The sequence below is a fragment of the Candidatus Nanopelagicales bacterium genome (assembly GCA_037045355.1).
Lineage (GTDB): Bacteria > Actinomycetota > Actinomycetes > S36-B12.
Map to the genome: position 1 here is coordinate 74,449 of JBAOHO010000009.1, position 17,871 is coordinate 92,319.

20 protein-coding genes are annotated in these 17,871 nt (G+C 67.8%); 12 read left to right on the forward strand and 8 right to left on the reverse strand.

Annotated features, from left to right (window positions below; all coding sequences use genetic code 11):
- Positions 1 to 5 precede the first annotated feature (5 nt).
- Genes V9E98_02975 through V9E98_02990 form a run of 4 tightly spaced genes read right to left on the reverse strand, consistent with a single transcriptional unit; the run spans position 6 to position 3,607 of the window.
- Complete coding sequence (locus tag V9E98_02975; GenBank protein MEI2715949.1) at positions 6 to 785, reverse strand: SURF1 family protein; 780 nt, start codon at positions 783 to 785, stop codon at positions 6 to 8.
- Positions 742 to 1,086 carry a DUF3099 domain-containing protein gene (locus V9E98_02980; GenBank protein ID MEI2715950.1) on the reverse strand — a complete coding sequence of 115 codons (345 nt, stop codon included), beginning with the start codon at positions 1,084 to 1,086 and terminating at the stop codon, positions 742 to 744. The genes V9E98_02975 and V9E98_02980 overlap by 44 nt, the downstream gene beginning before the upstream one ends.
- The gene (locus V9E98_02985) at positions 1,086 to 2,453 is read right to left on the reverse strand and encodes a metallopeptidase TldD-related protein (protein MEI2715951.1); all 1,368 of its coding nucleotides are present in this window, start codon (positions 2,451 to 2,453) and stop codon (positions 1,086 to 1,088) included. Before V9E98_02985 ends, V9E98_02980 begins: the two co-directional genes overlap by 1 nt.
- Positions 2,450 to 3,607, reverse strand: a complete 1,158-nt coding sequence (locus V9E98_02990) for a TldD/PmbA family protein (GenBank protein ID MEI2715952.1) — start codon at positions 3,605 to 3,607, stop codon at positions 2,450 to 2,452. Before V9E98_02990 ends, V9E98_02985 begins: the two co-directional genes overlap by 4 nt.
- A gap of 380 nt (positions 3,608 to 3,987) precedes the next feature.
- On the opposite strand from V9E98_02990, the gene V9E98_02995 reads away from it, so the two are divergent.
- A complete protein-coding gene (locus tag V9E98_02995) occupies positions 3,988 to 4,506 on the forward strand; it encodes a histidine phosphatase family protein (GenBank protein MEI2715953.1) in 519 nt (172 codons plus the stop codon).
- A gap of 60 nt (positions 4,507 to 4,566) precedes the next feature.
- On the opposite strand, the gene V9E98_03000 is transcribed toward V9E98_02995, so the two are convergent.
- Genes V9E98_03000 through V9E98_03010 form a run of 3 tightly spaced genes read right to left on the reverse strand, consistent with a single transcriptional unit; the run spans position 4,567 to position 6,519 of the window.
- Positions 4,567 to 4,797: an HAD hydrolase family protein gene (locus V9E98_03000; protein MEI2715954.1), complete on the reverse strand. Its 231-nt coding sequence runs from the start codon at positions 4,795 to 4,797 to the stop codon at positions 4,567 to 4,569.
- Entirely contained in the window at positions 4,784 to 5,776 is a 993-nt protein-coding gene (locus tag V9E98_03005; GenBank protein MEI2715955.1) for an HAD-IB family phosphatase, read from the reverse strand. Before V9E98_03005 ends, V9E98_03000 begins: the two co-directional genes overlap by 14 nt.
- 35 nt (positions 5,777 to 5,811) lie before the next feature.
- Positions 5,812 to 6,519: a hypothetical protein gene (locus tag V9E98_03010; protein ID MEI2715956.1), complete on the reverse strand. Its 708-nt coding sequence runs from the start codon at positions 6,517 to 6,519 to the stop codon at positions 5,812 to 5,814.
- Positions 6,520 to 6,656: 137 nt separating this feature from the next.
- Between V9E98_03010 and V9E98_03015 the strand changes: the two genes are divergently transcribed.
- The 11 genes from V9E98_03015 to miaA all read left to right on the forward strand — a co-directional run bounded on the left by V9E98_03015 (position 6,657) and on the right by miaA (position 17,023).
- Positions 6,657 to 7,439 carry an ABC transporter ATP-binding protein gene (locus V9E98_03015; GenBank protein ID MEI2715957.1) on the forward strand — a complete coding sequence of 261 codons (783 nt, stop codon included), beginning with the start codon at positions 6,657 to 6,659 and terminating at the stop codon, positions 7,437 to 7,439.
- Between the two features lie 32 nt (positions 7,440 to 7,471).
- A complete protein-coding gene (locus tag V9E98_03020; GenBank protein MEI2715958.1) occupies positions 7,472 to 7,897 on the forward strand; it encodes an NfeD family protein in 426 nt (141 codons plus the stop codon).
- Between the two features lie 15 nt (positions 7,898 to 7,912).
- Positions 7,913 to 8,812 carry an SPFH domain-containing protein gene (locus V9E98_03025; protein MEI2715959.1) on the forward strand — a complete coding sequence of 300 codons (900 nt, stop codon included), beginning with the start codon at positions 7,913 to 7,915 and terminating at the stop codon, positions 8,810 to 8,812.
- Positions 8,809 to 9,594: an RNA methyltransferase gene (locus tag V9E98_03030; GenBank protein ID MEI2715960.1), complete on the forward strand. Its 786-nt coding sequence runs from the start codon at positions 8,809 to 8,811 to the stop codon at positions 9,592 to 9,594. The genes V9E98_03025 and V9E98_03030 overlap by 4 nt, the downstream gene beginning before the upstream one ends.
- 53 nt (positions 9,595 to 9,647) lie before the next feature.
- Positions 9,648 to 10,121: a GyrI-like domain-containing protein gene (locus tag V9E98_03035; protein ID MEI2715961.1), complete on the forward strand. Its 474-nt coding sequence runs from the start codon at positions 9,648 to 9,650 to the stop codon at positions 10,119 to 10,121.
- A 76-nt stretch (positions 10,122 to 10,197) separates the two neighbouring features.
- A complete protein-coding gene (locus V9E98_03040; protein ID MEI2715962.1) occupies positions 10,198 to 10,725 on the forward strand; it encodes a DUF4916 domain-containing protein in 528 nt (175 codons plus the stop codon).
- Positions 10,722 to 12,815: a phosphate acetyltransferase gene (pta, locus tag V9E98_03045; GenBank protein MEI2715963.1), complete on the forward strand. Its 2,094-nt coding sequence runs from the start codon at positions 10,722 to 10,724 to the stop codon at positions 12,813 to 12,815. The genes V9E98_03040 and pta overlap by 4 nt, the downstream gene beginning before the upstream one ends.
- Positions 12,815 to 13,969, forward strand: coding sequence for an acetate kinase (locus V9E98_03050; GenBank protein ID MEI2715964.1), 1,155 nt, complete (start codon positions 12,815 to 12,817; stop codon positions 13,967 to 13,969). Before pta ends, V9E98_03050 begins: the two co-directional genes overlap by 1 nt.
- 26 nt (positions 13,970 to 13,995) lie before the next feature.
- Positions 13,996 to 15,426, forward strand: coding sequence for a tRNA (N6-isopentenyl adenosine(37)-C2)-methylthiotransferase MiaB (miaB, locus tag V9E98_03055; GenBank protein MEI2715965.1), 1,431 nt, complete (start codon positions 13,996 to 13,998; stop codon positions 15,424 to 15,426).
- Positions 15,423 to 16,094 carry a hypothetical protein gene (locus V9E98_03060; protein ID MEI2715966.1) on the forward strand — a complete coding sequence of 224 codons (672 nt, stop codon included), beginning with the start codon at positions 15,423 to 15,425 and terminating at the stop codon, positions 16,092 to 16,094. The genes miaB and V9E98_03060 overlap by 4 nt, the downstream gene beginning before the upstream one ends.
- A complete protein-coding gene (gene miaA / locus V9E98_03065; protein MEI2715967.1) occupies positions 16,091 to 17,023 on the forward strand; it encodes a tRNA (adenosine(37)-N6)-dimethylallyltransferase MiaA in 933 nt (310 codons plus the stop codon). The genes V9E98_03060 and miaA overlap by 4 nt, the downstream gene beginning before the upstream one ends.
- Here the strand turns inward: miaA and V9E98_03070 are convergent.
- Positions 17,005 to 17,751 carry a PIG-L family deacetylase gene (locus V9E98_03070; protein ID MEI2715968.1) on the reverse strand — a complete coding sequence of 249 codons (747 nt, stop codon included), beginning with the start codon at positions 17,749 to 17,751 and terminating at the stop codon, positions 17,005 to 17,007. The two genes, miaA and V9E98_03070, sit on opposite strands and share 19 nt — an antisense overlap.
- Positions 17,752 to 17,871: the final 120 nt, after the last annotated feature.

Genomic DNA, 17,871 nt, shown 5'->3' on the forward strand with positions numbered 1-17,871 from the left:
TGCTGTCAGCCGCTGGTGGACACGGGCTCATCGATCGGCGCCACCGTGGCGCTGTCCTGGGCCTCGCGGCGTAGGAAGAAGAACCACCCCCCGATGGCGATGGCGGCGAATAGGAGCCACTGCCCTGCGTAGGAGAGGTTACGGCTGTCCGTCGGTTCCGGTGGGGCAACCGGGCGCAGGGGGTCGTTGTCGGCAACGATGAAGAACGGTGCGGTGGCAACACCTGCTTGCTCGTCCAACTCGCCGACTGCCACGGATGTGATCTGCGCGGGTGGGAGATCGGCACCGGCCCTGACAGGTCCCGGTTGCGAGACGCGCGCGTAACCCGTGACGTCGACTGTGCCTGAGGATGGTGCCGGCGGCGTCTGCGTCAGCCCCGCCGCGAGATCGACGGGGACCCAACCGCGTACCACCCAGATGTCGCGGGGGTCCGAGCGAAGCAAAGTGACGACCCAGAACCCATTCGCACCGTTCTGAGGCTGATTGCGGACGAGAAACTGCTGGTCCGGGTCGTAGGTCCCGGTGGCGGTCACGGCCTGCCAGTCGCCGGGCTCCGTCAACGATTGGGCGGCAATGGGCTCGGCAGTGAGCATCGCCTCGACGGCCGTGAACTCGAGTCGCTTCTCCTCGGCTCGGTGCCATTGCCACAGGCTGAGCAGACCGAAAGCGATGATGGCGACGATGGCCGCCGCGGTGAACGCCTGCCAGCGCGGGGTCCGCAACAAAGTGAGCACAGCGAGCTCAGGTACCGATCCCGGGGCGCCGGCCCTCGATGCCGGTGACATCGGCAGGAGGTACGGCCTGCGGCCCGTCCATCGGATCGTTCTCGCGTCCGGCGTTGGCCATGACCACGGCGATGTAGGGCAGGAATACGGCTCCGGCCAGCAGAGCCCAGCGCAGCCACCCTTGCGCGATGACCGCGCCCAGGAAACACGCGGTGCGGATGCTCATCGAGATCAGGTAGCGCTTGGTGCGGGCCCGTTGCTCTTGACTCAAGGGGGTCTGGGCGCTCGTCACGCTGTGCACTTCGGTGTCGCGCCGGACCACGGGGCCACGGCCCGCGTCGAAAGGAGTGGGAAGAGACATCAGTGCGCCTCGCTCGCTGTCGACAGGTTGAACTCCCGGACCAGCAGCGCGGGCATGGTGGCTCGGTTGAAATAGTCGCCCATTTCACGCGCCAACGTCCGCTCCTCGCCGCTTGCCTCAACGATACGGCCAAGCAGCGAAACCGGCGATTCGTTGAATCGGAAGTTCCCACTGCTGCCGACGATGCGACCGTCGCGCACGACGTAGACGCCGTCGCGGGTCAGGCCGGTGATCAGCAGTGTCTGGGGGTCGACCACGCGGTTGTACCACAGGCACGTGATGAGCAAAGCGTCCTCGGTCCGCGCCACTAGGTCCGCGGTCGCGCCATGTCCCCCGGTGACCTTCATGGTGAGGTTGTCGATCCCGGGTGTGGCGGGGTGATCCAGCGCTGCCGCCGTGTGACGGGTGCTGATCAGATTGGTCAGCACGCCGTCGCTGATCCAGTCGGTCGGGGTCAGTGGAAGTGCGTTGTCGAAGGTGGACGACGAGTCCGACGACGCGGTCGCGACCTCGAACGGCCGGCACGCCATGGCGGGTCCTCGGTCGTTCGGATCACTGCCCAGGGTGATCCCCGGTGCCAGGGTCTCGCCAATCCGTGTCGCGCCCGGCGCTGCAGCAAAGACGCTCCTGCCCTCCAGTGCCGCCCGCGCGTCCGCTGCCCAGTACAACTCGATCATCAGGTCAGCGGTCGCGCTGGGTGCCAGGATCACGCGATGGCGCCCGGGTGAGACGTCCATGACCGTGGCCTGGTCCGCGAGCCCCCGCCGCAGTTCCTCCTCGACTGACGTGAGGTCGACGGCCAGGTCAGGGTCGGCCCGTCCGACCCAGGAGGACCGCCGACCGTTGTCCGCTTTGGCGGTGAACTCAGCGCGGCTCTGACGTTGGACATGGCGCAGCCGCGACCCAGCAGTGGTGCCGAGGTAAGTCGTTGTGACGTCGTACTCGGCGTAACCGAAGTGACCGTTGTCGCTGGCCGCGCGGAACCACTGGCCCAGGCCAGTAGCCAGCGGCTGCAGCATCTGGGCATCCACATCGCCGGGCTCCAGGGTCCAATCGGATCCGGTCGTGCCATCAGGCAGGAGGGCGCGATCGTCGCTGGGTTGCGACCCCAGCGCGGAATCCCGAGCCGATGCGACGAGCCGGGCCACGTCACTCCGGCTCGCGACCTGACCCGACGCAGTCGCCGTGCCCCCGTCCGGGTGCATCGCCACCACGTCCACCTGACGCTGAGTGATGGCGCCGTTGGTTGTCAGGGCGCTGCCCGCCCAGCGCAGGTTCAACTGAGCCGCATGGGAGACCACGACAGCCAACTGACAACCGTTGGCGCGCGCCAACGCGGCCTCGACGATCTCCTGCGGGGTCATCATCGGCCCGCCTCCGCCGCGGCGTTGAGCACGTTCACCTGGTCGAAGACCGCCGGCGGACAACCGTGCGAGACCGGGGCCACCTGGCCCGGCTGTCCCTTGCCGCAGTTCACTGCCCCGCCCAGGTGATAGGTGTCCGGCCCCCCCAGGGCTACCAGAGATCGCCAGAACTGCGGTGTGCTGCCCTGATAGGCGACATCGCGGACCGGGCCCGCCAGCCGTCCACTGCGGATACGTTCGAAGCGCTGCCCGGTGAACTGGAAGTTGTAGCGCTGCATGTCGATAGACCAGGACCCGTCGCCCACCACCAGAATCCCGTCCTCCACGCCCGCCACCAGATCGTCGAGGCTACCGCCGGCCGGGTCGGCCAGCAGGCTGACGTTGGGCATGCGTTGAATCGGCACATGAGAGCCCGAGTCGGCGTACGCGCAGCCATTGCTGCGCACGCGACCCAGATCCGCGGCCATCGCGCGATCCAACTGCACATCGACCAGTACTCCGTCTGCGATCAGCGGCCAGGACTGTGCCGCCACCCCCTCGTCGTCCCACCCCACGGAAGCCAATCCGCGTTCAGTGGTCCGATCCGCTTCGATGTTCATGAGATCGGATCCGTACCGCAGTGAGCCGATGCCGTCGACGGGAACGAAAGACGTGCCCGCGTAGTTGGCCTCGTAGCCGCGGATACGATCGAGCTCGGTGGCGTGACCCACGGACTCGTGGATCGTCAGCCACAGGTTGGTGGGGTGTACGACCAGCGTGTAGCGCCCGGGCTCGACGCTGGGGGCTGTGACCTTCGCGTTCAAGTGTCCCGGGAGCTCGGCCAGCTCCGACTCCCAGTCGTATCCGTCGGGGCCCGTGAAATGCTCCCAACCCCGTCCGGCGGGTGGTGCGATCGTACGCATGCTGTCGAAGCCTGGCCCGGAGACGTTGATACCGGTGAACTCCGCGTGGGTACGGACCCGCTGTTGGTGGGTCCGGGTGCCGGCTGAGTCGGCGTACCGGACTTCCTCGCACACGGCCATGGCATAGGACTCGGCGTGGTCGACCCCGGTCGCGCCGAGCAGCAGGTCGTTCCCCCAGGTCAGGAAGTCGGCTCGTTGCCGGGCGCTCAGGGTGAACGGGTCGACAGCTGGCTCCGCTGTGCCATTCGCCCACATGAACCGGTTCGTCGGCCATCGTCACCGGAGTGACGACAGTGGGCTGCGCGACGATGGCCAAGTCGACGGCCCGCTGCAGGGCAGCCGCCGCTGAAGAGGGGGACAGGTCATCGGTGGAGGCAAATCCCCAACACCCGTCACGCAGGACCCTCAGTCCCAGGGACAGTGATTCGTGGTCGACGTCTGCTTGCGGTTCCCGATCGCGCCGGCTGTGTACCGCGGTCCGGGTCCGGACCAGTCGAGCTGACGCGTACTCGCATCCCGCCGCCGATGCCGCGAGTCGGGCCAACTCATCGAGGTCAAGGTCCCGCATCCACCCATCCTGCCGTATCGAGCCCAACCCTCGGCCGACCGCGCCGGTCATCGGGCAGGATGTCGCCATGTCCGCAACCGACCGCACCTTGATCATCCTGCGCCACGCGAAATCCGACTATCCGCCGGGAGTTCCTGACCACCAGCGACCGTTGAATGGGCGGGGGCGTCGGGATGCGCCGGCGGCTGGGCGATGGTTGGCGGAGTCGGGTCACCGGATCGACCGAGCGGTCGTGTCGACGGCGGAACGGACCCGCCAGACCTGGGCGCTGGCTGCGGAGCAGCTCGGAGAATCGGTACCCACCGGATTCGACGAACGGATCTATCTGGCCAGTTGGGGACAGCTTCTGCAAGTGGTCGCCGAATGTCCCGAGGAGGTGGCCACCCTGGTCCTCGTGGGACACAACCCCGGCTGCGAGGATCTGGCCGCCGGGCTGGCCGGGCCGGGCAGCGGGTCCGGACTCCTTGCCCGGATGGAGGTCAAGTACCCGACCAGCGCGATCGCCGTCCTCAGTCTGAATGACCCCTGGTCGCAGTTGCGCCCCGCCGGCGCGGCCCTGCGCAACTTCGTCGTGCCGCGCGGTTGAAGGCGCGTCGGCATCTCTTCGGCATCTCGGAAGCCTGATGCCCGGGTGGATTGCCTTCCGTCACGCGTTCCCTAAAGACGCCTGCGCGTCGGCGGTTGGGGCAGATGCCTGCGCGTCGGCCGCCTCGATCTCCTCGCGGGGCATCCCGAGCAGGAATAGCACGCTGTCCAGGAATGGCACGTTCACGGAGGTGTCGGCGGCCTGCCGCACGACTGGTTTGGCATTGAACGCCACGCCGAGTCCGGCGGCGGCCATCATGTCCAGGTCGTTGGCGCCGTCACCGATCGCCACCGTGCGTGCGATAGGGACGCCGGTCTCCGCGGCGAACTCCCGCAGGGCCGCTGCCTTGCCGGCGCGGTCGACGATCGGACCGATGACGCGACCGGTCAAGTAGCCGTCGCGGACCTCCAGACGATTGGCGCGCACCAGGTTGACCCCCAGATCCGTCGGCGATCGGTTGGACCACCTCAATGAAGCCACCACTGACCAGGGCCACCTCATGGCCGAGCCGGATCAAGGTCCGGCACAGGGTCCGTGCACCGGGTGTCAGCCGGACTTTGGCGCGGACCTCGTCCACGACCGACTCCGGCGCGCCGGCAAGCAGGGCGACACGCTCGGTGAGTGACTGAGCGAAATCGATCTCGCCCTTCATGGCACGCTCGGTGATCGCAGCGACTCGGTCGAGGTTGCCGGTGTGGTCGGCGAGTAGTTCGATCACCTCGTCCTGGATCACGGTGGAGTCGACGTCGAGGACTACCAGGCGGCGACCGAACCGGTCCAGCCCCACGGGCTGGACGGAGATGTCGACCCCGACGTCTCGCGCGGCTGCGGTCACGGAGGCGCGGATGACGTCCAGGGTCGGGCCGCCCGCAACGAATTCCACCGCAGTCACCGGATAGTCGGCGATCCGGTCGACGCGCTCGATGTTGCCGCCGCAGTCGGCGATGGCTCGAGATACTGCCGCCACGTCGGCAGGAGCCAACGGTGCGGCGATCACCGTGATTCGGTGCCGCAGTCCCTGATGTCGGTTGGGCAGGTCATCGGCAACGCTGACATCGAGGTCGAGGTCGAGATCTGTGGCCACTGCCTGCAGGCTGCGGGTCAGCGCCGCGACTTCATCGGGGCGCGTGCGTAACAGGACCATCTGGACGAGACGACCCTGCAGCACTGATTGCCCCACGTCCAGGACGTCGCCGGTCAGGGCTGTGAAGACGCGGGCGGTGAGCCCCGGCCGGTCGTGGCCACTGAGAGTGATGAGTAGCGTCGTCATGACAACAGCCACCGTACCGGGGTTGAGATCACGCCCTACGCGGGACGCTCGCTGAACGCGACGGACGCCGCACGGCGGGCCAGGGGTCGCAGGTGAGTGACGGCGGCGGGCAGCGGAATCGAGCGACGCTGCGCGAGATCCCCGGCGATCGAGGTGAGCCACCAGACCCGCAGGGCGGCGTCCGCCACTTGTGCGGCTTCCGGAGGGAAGCGAGGAGGAGGGACCGGGCCGGTGAAGTCGCGGAAGGCGGCGATAGCGGCGAGGGCCCGTTCGTCGGTGGGTAGGCCGGTCAGGGTGGCGGTGACCTCGGCCATCGCTTCTCTCATCAATCCCCGAGCCTCGCGAAGTGTCCCCAGCGGCAGGATCGAGTCGGGCGTCGGGGTCGACTCGACGGCGACCCACGCCGCCACGATGTCGGGCATCGCCGTGACCGGCACCACCGTCACCGCGCCGGAATCGGTCACCAGGGCGAGCCCCGCGGCCACCGCTGCCTTGCTCACTTCCGCCGGGCCGGGCAGTCCCAAGGGATCACCGGGTTCCACGTAGCGGATGTGCAGGCAACGTACCTGTCGCCGGCGCAGCGCACCGAGAGCCAACGGCCAGGTAGTGCCGTGCTCACCCGGGAAGGTCACGCGGCCGCGCACATGCTCGGTGGCCATGTCGGGGCTGACGCAGCCGCACAGCGTCGCGTTGAGCCACCAGGTCAGTTCGCCGGCTGCCACGACTCGACCGATCGCGATCATCGGTCACCTGGTTCACCGAGTGGCCAGTTGTCCCGCACGGGCCGAACCCTAGTCCTGATCGGGTCCTCGGCGGAGCGAACGCCCGCCCGCGCCCGTTCCGGCTGCCCGGGCAGGTGGAGGCCCGGTAAGGTTCCAGCGTGGCAGTAGTCGTGCGGGCCGTCGGTGCCACTGTCCAGCGCGGGGATCGCGACATCGTCGACAACGTCACCTGGACCGTCGAGACCGGACAGCGCTGGGTCATCCTCGGTCCCAACGGCGCCGGTAAGACCTCGCTGATGGACATCCTGGCCACCACCTCTCATCCCACCAGCGGCAGTGTCGAGATCCTCGGCGAGCCGCTGGGCTTGACGGACGTCTTCGGACTCCGCTCGGCGATCGGGGTCGTGTCCACTCGGACGACCGCCCGCATTCCCGAGCGGGAGTCGGTCCTGGATGTGGTCATGACCGCGGGCTGGGCCATCGCCGGCCGCTTCCGCGAACGTTATGACCCGGTCGACGTCGATCGCGCCCATGCGATGCTCGAGACCATGGGAATCGGTCATCTGGCCATCCGCCGGTTCGGGACGTTGTCCGACGGCGAACAGAAGCGGGCTCTGGTCGCCCGGGCCCTGTTCCCCGACCCCGAGTTGCTGCTCCTCGACGAGCCCGCCGCCGGTCTCGATCTCGGCTCCCGCGAAGGGCTGGTCGAGCGATTGGGGCACCTCGCCGCAGATCCGGACGCTCCGGTACAGGTGATGATCACCCACCACGTCGAGGAGATCCCCCCGGGTTACACGCACGCCATGTTGATGCGGTACGGAACGGTGCTGGAGCAAGGTGAGATCGATCTGGTCCTCACCGACGAGAACCTCACCCGCACTTTCGATGTCGAGTTGTCGGTGCGCCGGGTTTTCAACCGCTACTGGGCGTTCGCCACGTAGTGGTGGGAGTCGAGCCGACGTAGGCTGACGTCATGGAGCCGTGGACCTTCTGGGTGATCGCCGCGCTGGTGCTCGGCATCGCAGAGGTCGTCACCGGCGGCGCCTTGGTCCTGGGCATGGTGGGCGTGGGGGCGTTGGCTGGGGGATTGACCGCGGCCTTGACGGGCAGCGAGTGGGCTCCGTGGTTGGTCTTCGCGGTCGTCAGCGCAGCCATGATCGGCGTGGTGCGCCCCATCGCTCGCCGCCACATGGCTGTTCCTCGGGAACTTCGCTCCGGGGCGGCGGCGCTGGTCGGCGCGGACGCCAAGGTGCTGAGCGAGGTCACCGCCGACGATGGGCGCGTGAAGCTCGCCGGCGAGGTGTGGAGCGCCCGCTCCTTCGACGGCAGCACCGTCTACCCCGAGGGCGCCACAGTTCAGGTACTGCAGATCGAAGGCGCCACGGCACTCGTCGCCTGACGTAGGAGGAACGACATGACCCTTCCGGTCGGACCGGTGATCAGCGCACTGATCGTGCTGATCGTCATCATCACCTTGGCGAAGACCATTCGGATCGTGCCCCAGGCGCGGGCCGGAATCGTGGAGCGCCTGGGTCGCTACCACCGCACCCTCAATGCCGGGCTCAGCATCGTGATCCCGTTCGTCGACCGGCTCAAGCCGTTGATCGATCTACGTGAGCAGGTGGTGTCCTTCCCACCTCAGCCCGTCATCACCGAAGACAACCTGGTGGTCCAGATCGACACGGTGATCTACTTCTCTGTGATCGACCCGAAGTCGGCCACGTACGAGATCGAGGATTACATCCGAGGGGTCGAGCAACTGACGGTCACGACCTTGCGCAACGTCGTCGGAGGTATGGACCTCGAGCGCACGTTGACCTCCCGCGAGGAGATCAACATGGCGCTGCGGGGAGTCCTGGACGAAGCCACTGGCAAGTGGGGGATTCGGGTCAACCGGGTTGAGTTGAAGTCGATCGACCCGCCGCCCTCCGTGCAGGAATCGATGGAGAAGCAGATGAAGGCCGAACGCGACAAGCGTGCGGCGATCCTCAATGCCGAAGGCGCGAAGCAGTCGGCGATCCTGACCGCCCAGGGCGCCCGGGAGTCATCGGTGCTCACCGCCGAGGGTGAGGCCCAGGCACGTGTGCTGCGCGCGAATGCCGAGGCGGAGTCCATCCGACGCATCGTCGAGTCGATCAAGGAGTCCGACATCGACCAGCGAGTGCTCGCCTACCAGTACCTTCAGTCACTGCCGACGATCGCGAACGGCACGGCCAGCAAGGTCTGGGTGGTCCCCGCCGAACTCAGCAAGGCCATGGCTGCACTCGGTGGCGCCTTCGGCGACTCAGGGGAGCCCTCGTCGCCACCATCGTGACCGACCCGGCCGATGTCAGGCTGCGGGACTACACGGACTTGACCGACGTTGCCCTGCGCCGGGTCCGCGAACCCCGAGAGGGCCTGTTCATGGCCGAGAGCCTCGCGGTCATCGAGAGGGCTCTGGAGGTCGGCTATCGGCCGCGTTCGGTGCTGACCGGTGAGCGATGGCTGCCTGACGTGGCCGCTGTGCTCGCTACGTACGACAGTGATGCGCCGGTCCTGGTGGCCGAACCTGCGGTGCTCGCCCGGACCACCGGGTTCCGCATGCACCGAGGTCCCATGGCTGCGATGGCGCGCCGGGAACTGCCGTCGGTGGCGGAGGTTCTCGCGGGGGCCCGACTGGTGCTGGTCCTCGGGGGACTGGTGGACCACACCAATGTGGGGGCGGCATTCCGGTCCGCGGCCGCGCTGGGTGTCGATGCGGTCCTGGTCACGCAGGACTGCGCCGACCCGCTGTACCGCAGGGCCGTGCGGGTGTCGATGGGAACGGTGTTCTCCCTGCCGTGGACCCGCACCGGGGAGTGGGTCGGCGATCTGGCGGGATTCCGGACCTTGGCGCTCACTCCGGCGCCTGACGCGGTCCCTCTGACGAGTGTCCTGCCGCAGCCCGGACCCACGGCGCTGATCGTCGGGACCGAGGGCGCGGGCTTACCCGCGCAGATCCAGCGGGAGGCCGACCTCCGGGTCCGGATACCGATGGCCCACGACATCGACTCGCTCAACGTGGCCGCTGCCGTCGCGGTCGCGGTGCATTGGCTGGCGCACGAGCCTGGCACCTGATCAGCGCGCCGACGGTGGCAGACTGCCAGCAGTCCGAACAGGAGGGTTTGATCATGGCCGAGTTCGAGATCCAGCAGATCGAGGCGGTGCCCGCCGCCGTCATCCACGCCGAGGTCCCCATGGGCGAGATCACCGGCTTCTACGATCGGGCGTTCCCCAGGCTCATGGCCGCGATCGCTGCGCAAGGGGCGACCCCCGCTGGCGCGCCGTTCGGGTTGTATCCGCGCATGCCCGGCGACACGATCGAGATCGTCGCGGGGATTCCCATCGACCGCCCCATCGTGGCCGACGGTGAGGTCGAGCCGTACGAACTTCCCGGCGGACGGGCGATTGTCGCCATGCACATCGGTCCCTACGACACCCTCGCCGACACCTACCACCGGATCTGGCAATGGGCCTCTGGCGAAGGCCTCACCATGGGCGAGCTGATGTGGGAGTCGTATCTGACCGATCCCGGCGACGGCAGCGACCCGGCCACATGGGCGACCCAGATCGTCTGGCCCGTCGCGGGCGGATCGAGCCAGTAAGGTCCCGGAGCCACATCAGGGCTGGGGCCACGACAGGATGGTTCCACTGGATGAGGGGAGACCTATGTCGGCGGACATGACGCAGACTCGTGGCGGTTGGCTGTCGGACGACGCCATGCAACAGGCTCGTGACCAATTGCCGCTGATCTACATCGACGCGATTCCGGTGCGGGTGGATGACCGCGGCCTTGTGACGTCGATCGGGCTGTTGTTGGCGGCCGGCCGTACCGGCATGCTCGAACGCAAGTTCGTGTCCGGTCGGGTGCAGAAGGGCGAGCGGGTGCGCGATGCCTTGCTGCGCCACTTGGAGAAGGACCTCGGTCCCCTCGCCCTACCGCGTATCCCACCGGAGCCGCAGCCGTTCACGGTCATCGAGTACTTCCCCGACCCCGACGTCACGGGATTCGTCGACGAGCGGCATCACGCCGTGTCACTGGCGTACGTGGTTCCGGTGGCGGGGGAATGCCGCCCATCCCAGCAGGCTCTGGATCTGTCCTGGCTCACCCCGATGGAGGCATTCAGCGCCGACGTCCTGGTGGAGTTGCCGGGAGGTCGGGACCGTGTGCTGCGCATGGCCATGGCTCACTGTGGTGTGCTGCCGTGACCGGACCGACCGTCATCTACGTCGCATCGCTCGAGCCCGAGAGTGGCAAGTCCCTGGTCAGTTTCGGTGCGATGGAAGTCGCCGCGACCGCCAGCGGCCGTGTGGGGTACTTCCGGCCCGTGATCGCGAAGTCGCCCGAACGTGATCGGGTCATCGAGATGATGCGCAGCCGGTTCCGGCTGGCCCAGGACTACGAGGAGTCGTACGGCGTCACGACCGAGGACACCCGAGGGCTGGGCGAGAGTGTCGACCCGGCGCTCGTCCACGCCATTCTCGCCAAGTTCGAGGTCCTGGCGCGCTCCTGCGATGTCGTGGTGGTCGAGGGGACCGACTACACCGGTGCGTCGGCTGCATTCGAATTCGCACTCAACTCCGAGATCGCAGCGCACCTGGGTGCGAGTTGTGTCATCGTCGCTCGCGCTCACGCTCACCGGCCCGACCAACTCGGCGGGGTGCTGTCGGCTGCGAGTTCCAGCCTGGCTGAACGCCATGTCCCGATCGTTGGATTCGTCGTCAATCGGGTGCCGGCCGACGAACTCGAAGAGTTCCGGGCCCGTGTCGACACCCGGACCGATGCACCCATCTGGTTCATGGTCGAAGAGCCCGCACTGGGGCACGTGACCATGGGAGACCTCGCGGCTGAACTCGGGGCGGAAGTGATCGCTGGTGACGCGGAAGCCATGACGCGTGACATCCACCGAATCGTGGTGGCGGCCATGACCCTGCCGCATTTGATGCGCAGACTCGAACCGCATGCGCTGCTGGTCACCCCCGGTGACCGCGCTGATGTGATCCTGATGGCCGAGGCCGCGCAGTTCAGTTCCGGATATCCACCGATCGCGGGCCTGCTGCTGACCGGTGGCTACCGACCCGACGACGAGGTGCTGCGCCTGACGCATGGGCTTGGTGAGTCATCCCTACCGATCCTGCTGACCGAGCGCGACACCTACGAGACCGTCGATCTCGTGTCGCGAGCCCGGGGAAGTCTTGAATCCGGAGACGAACGTCGTCTGGCGACCGGCCTGCGCCTGTTCGAGGACAGCGTTGATTTCGACAACCTGGTCGAGCGGGTTCGCAGTACGAGATCCAGCACCGTGACTCCGGTGATGTTCGAGCGTCAGTTGATGACACGGGCCCGGGAGGATCGCCGCCGCATCGTGTTGCCCGAGGGTGACGACGACCGCATCCTGATCGCCGCGGACCGACTGCTGCGGCGCGATGTCGTGTCCTTGGTCATTCTCGGGAATCCCGAAGAGATCCTCGATCGCGCGCATGGCCTGGGGCTGGATCTGTCCAGCATCGAGATCCGCGATCCCCGCATGGATCCGGACATCGACGAGTTCGCGGAAGTGATTCTCGAGGCCCGGCGTCACCGCGGAATGTCGGCGCAGACCGCGCACGATCTCGCCTCGGACCCTTCGTGGTTCGGCACCTTGATGGTGCACACCGGGGCCGCGGACGGGATGGTCAGTGGAGCCACCCACACGACCGCCGATACCGTCAGACCCGCGCTGCAGATCATCCGCACCGCGCCCGGCACGTCCGTGGTCTCCAGCGTGTTCCTGATGGCATTGCCCGACCGGGTGCTCGTGTTCGGCGATTGTGCCGTGGTGCCCGACCCTTCCGCCGAGCAGTTGGCCGACATCGCGCTGTCATCGGCAGCGACGGCGAAGTCCTTCGGGATCGATCCCTACGTTGCGATGTTGTCGTACTCGACGGGATCGTCAGGGGCCGGCGCCGATGTCGACAAGGTCAGCGCGGCGACGGCGCTGGTGAGGGAGCGTGATCCGGCACTGATGGTCGAAGGACCGATCCAATACGACGCCGCGGTCGATCCCGCGGTCGCGATCGCGAAACTGCCGCAGTCCCCGGTGGCCGGGCGGGCGACCGTCTTGGTCTTCCCCGACCTCAACACCGGCAACAACACCTACAAGGCCGTCCAACGATCCGCCGGAGCCGTGGCCATCGGCCCCGTCCTGCAGGGGTTGCGACTACCCGTCAACGACCTCAGTCGCGGCGCGACAGTCGACGACATCGTGAACACGGTTGTCATCACGGCCATCCAGGCGCAGTCATCGGGGCGGGCCTGATGCTTGTCCTGGTCATCAACGCCGGATCGTCGTCACTGAAGTACGCGCTGGTCGATCCCGAGACCGGGGAGCGCAGTCTGAGCGGCCTGGTGGAGCGCATCGGTGAGCCGGGAGCGCCGGTGTCCGATCATCGACAGGCTTTCGGTGAGTTGCGATCCTCGCTCGCTGCTGCCGGTGCCACTCCGGCCGCGGTAGGGCATCGAGTCGTCCACGGTGGCGACCATTTCACCGCGCCCGCGTTGATCGATGACGCAGTGGTGGCGGCCATCGAACAGTGCGTCCCCCTGGCGCCGCTGCACAACCCGGCGGCGCTCGCGGGGATCAATGCGGCTCGTGCGGAGTTCCCGGATCTGCCTCAGGTGGCGGTGTTCGACACGGCGTTCCACACGACCATTCCGGACGCTGCCCGCTACTACGCACTGGATCCGGAGCTCGCCCGCGCCCACCACCTGCGCCGGTACGGCTTTCATGGGACCTCGCACCAGTACGTCGCCGATCGCGCGGCACGCGTGCTCGATCGACCGATCGAGGAGCTGAACATCGTGTCGTTGCACCTTGGCAATGGAGCCAGCGCCTGCGCCATCCGCGGAGGAATCAGTGTCGAAACCTCCATGGGGACCACGCCACTGGAGGGGCTCATCATGGGCACTCGCAGTGGTGACGTCGACCCTGCGATCCCGCTGATGCTCGTTCGTGCCGGCATGACCGTCGACGAGGTGGATGAGCTGCTCAACAAGCGGTCCGGGCTGCGCGCGCTGTGTGGGGACAACGACATGCGGATCATTCACGAGCGCGCCGAACAGGGTGATGCCGCGGCCGACCTGGCGCGGGAGATGTTCGCCCACCGGTTGCGCAAGTACCTCGGCGCCTATCTGGCGGTGCTCGGCGAAGTCGATGCCGTGGTGTTCACCGCCGGGATCGGAGAACACGACTGGTGGACCCGGGAAAGGGTCTGCAGTGACCTGGAGCCGCTCGGCATCGGCATCGACGTGACCGCCAATCGGGCTGCCGACCCGGGGGTGATCAGTCGCAGGGGGACACCCGTCACCGTCATGGTGGTGCCGACCGACGAGGAGCGCGCCATCGCCGAACAGACTGCCGGCCGCCTGACCGACGCGGCCAGGACAACGACTCCAGCGGACACACAGGGTTAACGGACACACAGGGTTAAACTGACGCAATGTCTGATCCGCGCACGTACCGGGTACAGACTCTGGGCTGCCAGATGAACGTGCACGATTCCGAGCGGATGGCCGGGCTGCTGCAGCAAGCGGGCTACGAACCCGCGAGTGGGGACGCCGAGGCCGACATCATCGTGATCAACACCTGCGCCGTCCGCGAGAACGCCGACAACCGGCTCTACGGCAACCTCGGTCAACTCGCACCGCGCAAGCGAGCTCACCCCGGCATGCGGATCGCGGTCGCCGGCTGCCTGGCGCAGAAGGACCGGGAGACGATCGTGGCCCGGGCGCCATGGGTCGATGTCGTCGTCGGCACGCACAATATCGATGCGCTGCCGGTGCTGCTCCAACGTGCGGAGCGCACGGCTGTTCCCCAAGTCGAGATCCAGGAATCGCTGCAGGCCTTCCCCTCCGATCTGCCTGCCCAGCGCGACTCCGGACACAGCGCCTGGGTGGCGGTCAGTGTCGGGTGCAACAACACGTGCACCTTCTGCATCGTCCCGTCCCTGCGCGGGCGGGAGCGGGACCGGCGACCCGGCGAGATCCTCGCCGAGGTGCAAGCGCTGGCCGATCAAGGTGTCCGCGAAATCACCCTGCTGGGCCAGAACGTCAACGCCTATGGAGTCGAGTTCGGTGAGCGTGACGCGTTCGCCGACCTCCTGCGTACGGTCGGCCAGGTCCCCGGCGTGCGGCGGGTTCGTTTCACGAGTCCGCACCCCCGCGACTTCACCTCGGCTGTCATCACAGCGATGGCCGAGACGGACGCGGTCATGCCGCACCTTCACATGCCGTTGCAGAGCGGGTCCGACAGTGTGTTGCGGCGGATGCGACGCTCCTATCGGCGCGACCGTTTTCTGGCGATCCTGGCCGAGGTCCGCGAGCGCCTGCCGCATGCGGCGATCACCACCGACATCATCGTGGGGTTCCCCGGTGAGACTGACGCGGAGTTCGCCGCCACGCTCGACCTGGTGCGTCAGGCCAGGTTCGCCGGGGCGTTCACGTTCCAATACTCACCGCGGCCGGGGACTCCTGCGGCGTCCTTCCCCGACCAAGTCCCGGCGCAGATCGTGTCCCAGCGCTACCGCGAGCTGTTCGAGGTCGTCGAGCAGGTGGCATGGGACGAGAACCGAGCGATGACCGGTCGGTCGGTCGAGGTGATGATCTCCGACATCACGGGCCGCAAGGACGGCGCCACCCATCGCGTGACCGGGCGCGCCCAGGACAACCGTCTGGTGCATCTGGCGGTCCCACCGGGTGAGACGGCGACACCGGGAGACATTGTGACCGCGATCGTCACCCACGCCGCTCCCCATCATCTGCTGGCGGACGAGGGCTTCCGCGTTCTGGATCCCATGCGGGCGGATTCGCCTTGCGCGGCCTCCTCCCCGGCTATCCCCGTGGTCAGCTTGGGGATGCCGGTGCTGCCGTGAGTCAGACGATGGCGGTGGTGCCCGCTGCGCCGGCGTTGATCCCCGGCATCGCCCGAGGGGTGCCCCCCGAACTGGATCGGGTACTCGTGGCCTGCGATCACGTGTTGAGTGAGGTGGTTCGCAGCCACGATGAGGTGGTGCTCGTAGCGGCTGTCGATGTTCCCCGCGACCTGCTTCCCGACGCGGGCCTGTCTCTCGGAGCGGGCCTGCCTTCCGGAGAAGCGCAACCTCGCGAAGAGGGGCCGCCTCCCGGGCTGAAGGATCAACCCGTGACCGGTTGGAGAGTGGGGGACAGTCTGCTCGACCGGGTCGGATTCGGTGGAGTCCGGTTGCGGGTGCAGCCCGGCGCCGCACCGCGCCCGGGGGCAGCCTTGGTGTTCCTCGCCGATGGGTCCGCGGCCGCGGGTCCGAAACCACCGCGACCGTCGGAGCAGGGCGACGACTTCGACCGATCCTTGGCCGACGCGTTGCGTTCCGGGGATTCGGAATTCCTCGCTGCCCTTGACGACACCACTGCAGCTCGCGTCGGATGCACGACGGCCGCCGTGTGGCGTGACCTTGCCCGCCACGTGGGCCCGGAGCGTGCCTGTGCCGACCTGACCATCGCGGCCCCTTTCGGCGTGACGTACTTCGCGGGCCTGTGGGACAACCGCACCACACGACAGTGACCGCCGGTTCCACGACGGACGCGCTGCCTATCGTCGCGGTGGTGGGGCCGACGGCTTCCGGCAAGTCCGCCCTCGCGCTGGCGCTGGCCGAACGCTTCGATGGCGAGGTCGTCAACGCCGACGCCTTTCAGCTGTACCGCGGGATGGACATCGGAACGGCCAAGCCGACGTCGGCGGAGCAGGCGCGGGCGCCGCATCACTGCCTTGATGTGTGGGACATCGCCGAGCCCGCATCTGTCGCCGAGTATCAGCAGCTCGCCCGAACGGCCATCTCGGATATTGCGGCGCGGGGCCGGTTGCCGATCGTGGTCGGTGGCTCCGCACTCTATGTGCGAGCGGTGTGCGATGTCCTGGACATCCCGCCGCGGGACCCGGAGGTCCGGGATCGGCTGCAGCGACTGGCCGATGAGATCGGGGGGGTTGCGATGCACGAGAGGTTGGTGCAGGTCGATCCCGAAGCCGCCCGTCACATCGACCCCCGGAACACTCGGCGCATCGTGCGCGCGCTGGAGGTCGTGGAGTTGACCGGCGCATTCGCCGCTCGCCTCCCCGAACCGAGGCCCTGGCGGCCGACGCTGTGGCTGGCTGCACAGCGGACCCGGCCGGAACTCGATGAACGGATCACGGATCGCGCAGCGGTGATGTGGCGGGCGGGGTTCGCGGCCGAGGTGGCAGCGCTTACGGCCAAGGGACTCGCCGCGGCGCCGACCGCGAGCAAGGCGGTCGGCTACCAGCAGGGGTTGGCAGAACTCGGCGGTACCATGTCGCGGGAAGAGGCGATCGCTGACACGGTGCGCGCGACCAGGGTCTTGGCCCGCCGGCAGGAGCGCACATTTCGCTCCGATGAGCGGGTCGCCTGGCTGCCCGCCCGCTCAGCGCTCAGCGACGCGAGCGAGCGAGTGGCTCACCATCAACGCACCCGGCGGTAGTACTCAGTCCCAAGCGCAGCTCGGAAGACAGGTCGGGGCAGTTGCAGCAGAGCCCCCAAGGTGCGGACATCGGCGCCGGACGCCTGGCTGGTGTGCGCGTGGATGGCTGCCCGCTTGAAATCCGCGTAGTCACGCACGTCGATGCGGTGGGTGATCTGCCCGGAAGGGGTGAACGCGCGCTCGAAGTCACCCGGATCGAAGTCCGAGGGGAACGTCGTCACCAGACCGGCCAGCCGCACACCCAGCGCGAACGGCCAGCGCGGCGCCGTCGCTTCGTAGACCGCGACCCCGGGCAACAGGTCGGCTGCGCTCATCGTGCACCGGTGGACGTGTTTATGGTCCGGGTGACCGTAGCCGCCACTGGCGTCATAACCGATCAGCGCAGTCGCGGATTCGTCGCTCACGATCGATGCCAAGGTGCGCGCGACGGCGGCCTCGGGAACCTGGCAGAACGGTGTTGCCGCCCCGGTGCCGCGGCCGTCGAGACCGCTGTCCGGATACCCCAGGACCTCGAGCCGCTGCACACCCAGGATCCGGGCGGACCGCTCCAACTCGGCTCGCCGCACTTGACCGAGGTCCTGCGTCGGGGCCGCCAACCCCGCCTCGCCGGCGGTTGCCACCACGAGGACCACCCGTACGCCCTCGGCGTCGGCGCGTGCCATGGTGCCCGCAGTCAACAGAGCCTCGTCGTCCGGGTGCGCATGGAAGAAGACGATCGAGCGGGTCACCGGCCGATCATGGCCGATGTGCGGCCCCGTTGCCACCACGTGCACGTGCCGTTCATGGGGCAACTCGGTGCACTTGTACCCTCAGGGGCGGCTCATGCGCTCGGGTGCCGGCCGTGAACC

Excerpts from the sequence above, each read along its gene's own strand:
- V9E98_03005 (MEI2715955.1), bottom strand. The coding sequence starts at position 5,776 with ATGACGACGCTACTCATCACTCTCAGTGGCCACGACCGGCCGGGGCTC.
- V9E98_02975 (MEI2715949.1), bottom strand. The coding sequence starts at position 785 with ATGTCACCGGCATCGAGGGCCGGCGCCCCGGGATCGGTACCTGAGCTC.
- V9E98_02980 (MEI2715950.1), bottom strand. The coding sequence starts at position 1,086 with ATGTCTCTTCCCACTCCTTTCGACGCGGGCCGTGGCCCCGTGGTCCGG.
- miaB (MEI2715965.1), top strand. The coding sequence starts at position 13,996 with ATGTCTGATCCGCGCACGTACCGGGTACAGACTCTGGGCTGCCAGATG.
- V9E98_03025 (MEI2715959.1), top strand. The coding sequence starts at position 7,913 with ATGACCCTTCCGGTCGGACCGGTGATCAGCGCACTGATCGTGCTGATC.
- V9E98_03040 (MEI2715962.1), top strand. The coding sequence starts at position 10,198 with ATGACGCAGACTCGTGGCGGTTGGCTGTCGGACGACGCCATGCAACAG.
- V9E98_02985 (MEI2715951.1), bottom strand. The coding sequence starts at position 2,453 with ATGATGACCCCGCAGGAGATCGTCGAGGCCGCGTTGGCGCGCGCCAAC.
- V9E98_03010 (MEI2715956.1), bottom strand. The coding sequence starts at position 6,519 with ATGATCGCGATCGGTCGAGTCGTGGCAGCCGGCGAACTGACCTGGTGG.
- V9E98_03035 (MEI2715961.1), top strand. The coding sequence starts at position 9,648 with ATGGCCGAGTTCGAGATCCAGCAGATCGAGGCGGTGCCCGCCGCCGTC.
- V9E98_02995 (MEI2715953.1), top strand. The coding sequence starts at position 3,988 with ATGTCCGCAACCGACCGCACCTTGATCATCCTGCGCCACGCGAAATCC.
- V9E98_03020 (MEI2715958.1), top strand. The coding sequence starts at position 7,472 with ATGGAGCCGTGGACCTTCTGGGTGATCGCCGCGCTGGTGCTCGGCATC.
- V9E98_03050 (MEI2715964.1), top strand. The coding sequence starts at position 12,815 with ATGCTTGTCCTGGTCATCAACGCCGGATCGTCGTCACTGAAGTACGCG.
- V9E98_02990 (MEI2715952.1), bottom strand. The coding sequence starts at position 3,607 with ATGTGGGCGAATGGCACAGCGGAGCCAGCTGTCGACCCGTTCACCCTG.